This window comes from Aeromicrobium sp. (assembly GCF_036675695.1).
Lineage (GTDB): Bacteria > Actinomycetota > Actinomycetes > Propionibacteriales > Nocardioidaceae > Aeromicrobium.
This window is the reverse complement of the sequence record NZ_JAKFEL010000262.1, coordinates 1-3,918: the sequence shown is the minus strand read 5'-3', so window position 1 is coordinate 3,918 and position 3,918 is coordinate 1. Positions and strand designations below refer to the sequence as shown.

At 64.0% G+C, this 3,918-nt stretch carries 3 protein-coding genes; 1 reads left to right on the top strand and 2 read right to left on the bottom strand.

Annotated features, from left to right (window positions below; all coding sequences use genetic code 11):
- Nucleotides 1-45 precede the first annotated feature (45 nt).
- A complete protein-coding gene (locus tag V6M39_RS17655) occupies nt 46-960 on the bottom strand; it encodes a metallophosphoesterase (RefSeq protein ID WP_332645132.1) in 915 nt (304 codons plus the stop codon).
- Nucleotides 961-999: 39 nt separating this feature from the next.
- On the opposite strand from V6M39_RS17655, the gene V6M39_RS17650 reads away from it, so the two are divergent.
- Nucleotides 1,000-1,461, top strand: a complete 462-nt coding sequence (locus tag V6M39_RS17650; protein WP_332645131.1) for a GatB/YqeY domain-containing protein — start codon at nt 1,000-1,002, stop codon at nt 1,459-1,461.
- Nucleotides 1,462-1,465: 4 nt separating this feature from the next.
- On the opposite strand, the gene V6M39_RS17645 is transcribed toward V6M39_RS17650, so the two are convergent.
- The gene (locus V6M39_RS17645; protein WP_332645130.1) at nt 1,466-3,670 is read right to left on the bottom strand and encodes a transglycosylase domain-containing protein; all 2,205 of its coding nucleotides are present in this window, start codon (nt 3,668-3,670) and stop codon (nt 1,466-1,468) included.
- Nucleotides 3,671-3,918: the final 248 nt, after the last annotated feature.

Here is a 3,918-nt window from a genome sequence, read left to right as displayed (position 1 = left end):
CGCTACCAAGCTGCGCCACACCCCGGCCGTCCCGCCCGGTACTGACTACTGGGAGGACCCGGGAGAGTCTATCTCAGTCAGAGTGAGCAGAGTTGCCTCGGGGCGGCAGGCAAAACGTACGGGCGTGTAAGGCGAAGTGCCGATGCCCGCAGACACGTGAAGCCAGGACGGATCGTGCCCGTCGACCTGGTGCGTATGCAGCCCCTTGGCGCGCTTGCGATCAAGATCGCAGTTGGTGACAAGCGCGCCGAAGAATGGCAGGCACAGCTGTCCACCATGGGTGTGGCCGGCCATGATCAGCGGGTAGCCCAGCGTGTTCCAGCGGTCGAGCACCCTCAGGTAAGGGGCATGTGTGACGCCGATGGCGAGGTCGACCGTGGTGTCGGCGGGCTCGTCGTCGAGCACGTCGTAGCCGAGGTGGGGATCGTCGACCCCGACAAAAGCCAAGCTGTGCCCAGCGACCTCGAGCGCCGCGTGGCGATTGGTGAGGTCGGTCCAGCCGCGTTCGGCGAATGCTGTGCGGAGCTCGTCGAAGGGCAGGTCGGGAGTGGTCCTGAGTCGCGCGCCATTCGTACCGGTGCCACCACGCAGGTAGCGAACCGGATTCTTCATGTGCGGCTCGAAGTAGTCATTCGACCCGAAGACGAAGGCGCCAGGAATATCGAGCAGGTCTCCATAGGCCTCGAGCACAGACGGCACGGCATCCATGTGAGCCAGGTTGTCGCCGGTGTTGATCACGAGATCGGGCTCGAGGTCGGCGAGGCCGCGAAGCCACTTCTGCTTCTTGTGCTGCCCCGGCGTCATGTGGGTGTCGGACAGGTGCAGGACCCGTAGCGGTGACGATCCGTGGGGAAGCACCGGCACGGTGACCTCGCGAAGCGTGAACGCGCGAGACTCGTACGCGGTGGCGTAGGTCAGCCCGGCGGCAGCGGCAGCCAACGGCACGACAACGGAGAGCATGACGCCCAGCCTCGCACAGCGTGGTGGGAGACTTGATTCATGTCAGCTCTCAAGGACCAGCTTCACACCGACCTCGTCACCGCGATGAAGGCTCGCGACGCCTTGCGTACGTCGACGCTTCGCATGGCGCTCGCGGCGATCACCAATGCCGAAGTGGCTGGCAAGGAAGCCAAGGAGCTCACGGACGAGGACGTCATCACCGTCCTCGGGTCCGAGGCGAAGAAGCGTCGCGAGGCCGCCGAGGCATTCGCTGCCGGCGACCGTCAGGAGCTCGCCGACAAGGAGAAGGCCGAGGCAGAGGTCCTCGCGGTCTACCTGCCGGAGCAGCTCAGTGCCGACGAGATCAAGGCGATCGTGACCGCAGCGGTCGAGTCGGCGGGTGCCGCAGGCGAGGGAATGAAGGCCATGGGCAAGGTCATGGGCATCGTGTCCCCGCAGGTCAAGGGCAAAGCCGACGGTGGGGCAGTGGCAGCGGAGGTCAAGTCTCAGCTAGGAGCCTGACGACTCAGGTGTCCTCGGGATCCTCGGGGACCGCGGTTTCTTCGTCTTCTTCGGGCTCAGCCTTCTTGGCCTTCTCGGCGACCGGCTGACGCTTGGGCGGGGGGTCGAAGTTGGACGGCTCCAGGTAGTTCTGGACGATGCCCATCGCCTTCTTCCACATCGGTCCCGCCAATGAGCTACCGCCGACGGAGAGGAAGTTGAGGAAGCGTCCGTTGATCGTGACGCCAGCCAGCGACCTCGGCAGTCCCTTGCTGGTGACGCCGGCGATCATCGCGGCGGTCGAGAGCTCGGGGGTGTAGCCGGTGTACCAAACTGCCTTGTTCTCCTGCGTGGTTCCGGTCTTGGCCGCTGACGGGACTTGCAGAGCCGTTCCGTTGGCGTAGCCGAAGCCATTGGGTTCCTGGACGCCGCGGAGGATGTCGTTGATCTGGGCCGCTTCGTCCTTCGAAAGGACCCGTTCGCACTCGGGCTTGTATTTCTTGACGTCCCTGCCCTTGAGATCGATGATCGAGGCGACCGGCATGGGCTTGCAGTACAAGCCACCCGAAGCGGGAGTCGCGTACGCAGCGGCCATGTCGAGGGGGCTGACGTTCGTGACGCCGAGCGTGAAGGAAGGGACCTGGTTGGTGATCGGGCGGAGGCGACCCTTTGAGTCCTTGTTGTCGGGGTCGAAAGGCACGACGATACCCATCGACTCGGCGGCCTTGACCGTGTTGCAGAGGCCGGCGTCGCGCTCGAGCTGGGCGAAGTAGGTGTTCACCGAAAGGCGGGTGCCGGTGTACATGTTCATCTTGCCGCTGGACGTCGAGTTGGTCGGTTCCCAGAGGCCTGTGCCGCCACCCTCGCAGTCGAAGTAGGTCCCTGCCGGCATACGGATCATGCGTGGCGACCGGTAGGTCTTGCCGACGTCGATGCCTTGCTTGAGCGCAGCCGCCACGGTGAACATCTTGAAGGTCGAGCCTGCGGGGAATCCGCCGGAGTCGCCGTACGCGCGCGGCACCGTGTAGTTGATGAACGACTGGCCCTTCTTCTTGTCGCGACCCATGGGGCGCGACTGGGCAACAGCGCGAACCTTGCCCGTGCCCGGCTCGACCATGGCCATACCGGCAATCGCCTTGTCCTTGGGATTCACAGTCGTCCTGACCGCGCTGTTGGCGGCCTTCTGCATGCGCAGGTCAATGTTGGTCTTGATCGTCAGCCCTCCGCGTTCGAGCGTGGTCTGGCGCTCCGCAACGGTCGCGCCGAGCGCAGGCTCCTGCAAGAGGTAGCGGCGTACGTAGTCGCACGAGAATGCCGCGACGGAGGTGACGCAGCCGTTGGGGTACTTCGTGATCTTGAGTCCCAGCGTCTTCGCCGACTCATCCGCAACCTCTTTGGCCGTCAGCACGCCGAGCCGCTCCATGACCGCGAGGACCGTGTTGCGTCGCTGCAGAGCACGTTCGGGATAGACGCGCGGATCGAACTCGACCGGGTTCTTGACCAGGCCCGCGAGAGTCGCCGCCTGCGTTGTCGTCAGCTTGTCTGGGCTCTTCGAGAAGTAGTGGAAGGCGGCCGCCTGGATGCCGTATGCCCCGTCGCCGAAGTAGGCGATGTTGAGGTAGCGCTCGAGAATTTCCTTCTTGGTGTGCTCGCGTTCGTACGAGATGGCCAGCTTGAGCTCTCGTGCCTTGCGCGCCAACGAAGTCTCGGTTGCGGCGATGCGCTCTTCCTTGGTGGTGGCCTGCGACAGCAGGGTCAGCTTGACCAGCTGTTGAGTGATCGTCGAACCACCCTGGGTCTGTCCCTCGGAGGCGTTGTTGACGGCTGCGCGGATGGTGCCCTTGAGGTCTAGAGCGCCGTGCTTGAAGAAGCGCGAGTCCTCGATCGCGAGGATGGCCTCCTGCATGACGGGCGCGATCTTCTCGAGGGGAACGTCCTGGCGGTTCTCCTTGTAGAAGTAGGCCATCAGCTCACCGTTGGACGCGAGCAGCCGGGTCGTCTGCGGGTTGGGGCGGTCTTCGAGCTTCAACGGCAGGTTGACCAGGTCGTTCGTGACGTTGTTGCCGGTGACGACGACGAATGCTGTGGTCGGAATCAGGATCGCGGCGACAGCGGCACCGGCGAGCGCGGACAGTCGGGCCATCGACCCCACGGCACCGACAGTGGTCCGGGGACGTTTGCCGGACTGTACGAGCCTGCGCAATGAAGCGCCAAAGTCCTCCCGAGCCATGTCAATCAGGGTACGTGATGTGTGTAAACCGGGCGTTCCGCGCTCGGATCCGTAGCCAAAAAGGACTACACAAAGATGATCACGAACGGTCTGACATCTGTGATGGCACGTTCCTAGATTGAACCCCACGGACTCACTTCGGCCAACGTGGCCGGTCTCGGGGAGGTTCACATGATGCAGTGGAACGAAAACTGGGCGGCACAGGCCGCATGTCGTGGAAAGTCTGACGCGCTGTACGTCAAGGGCGC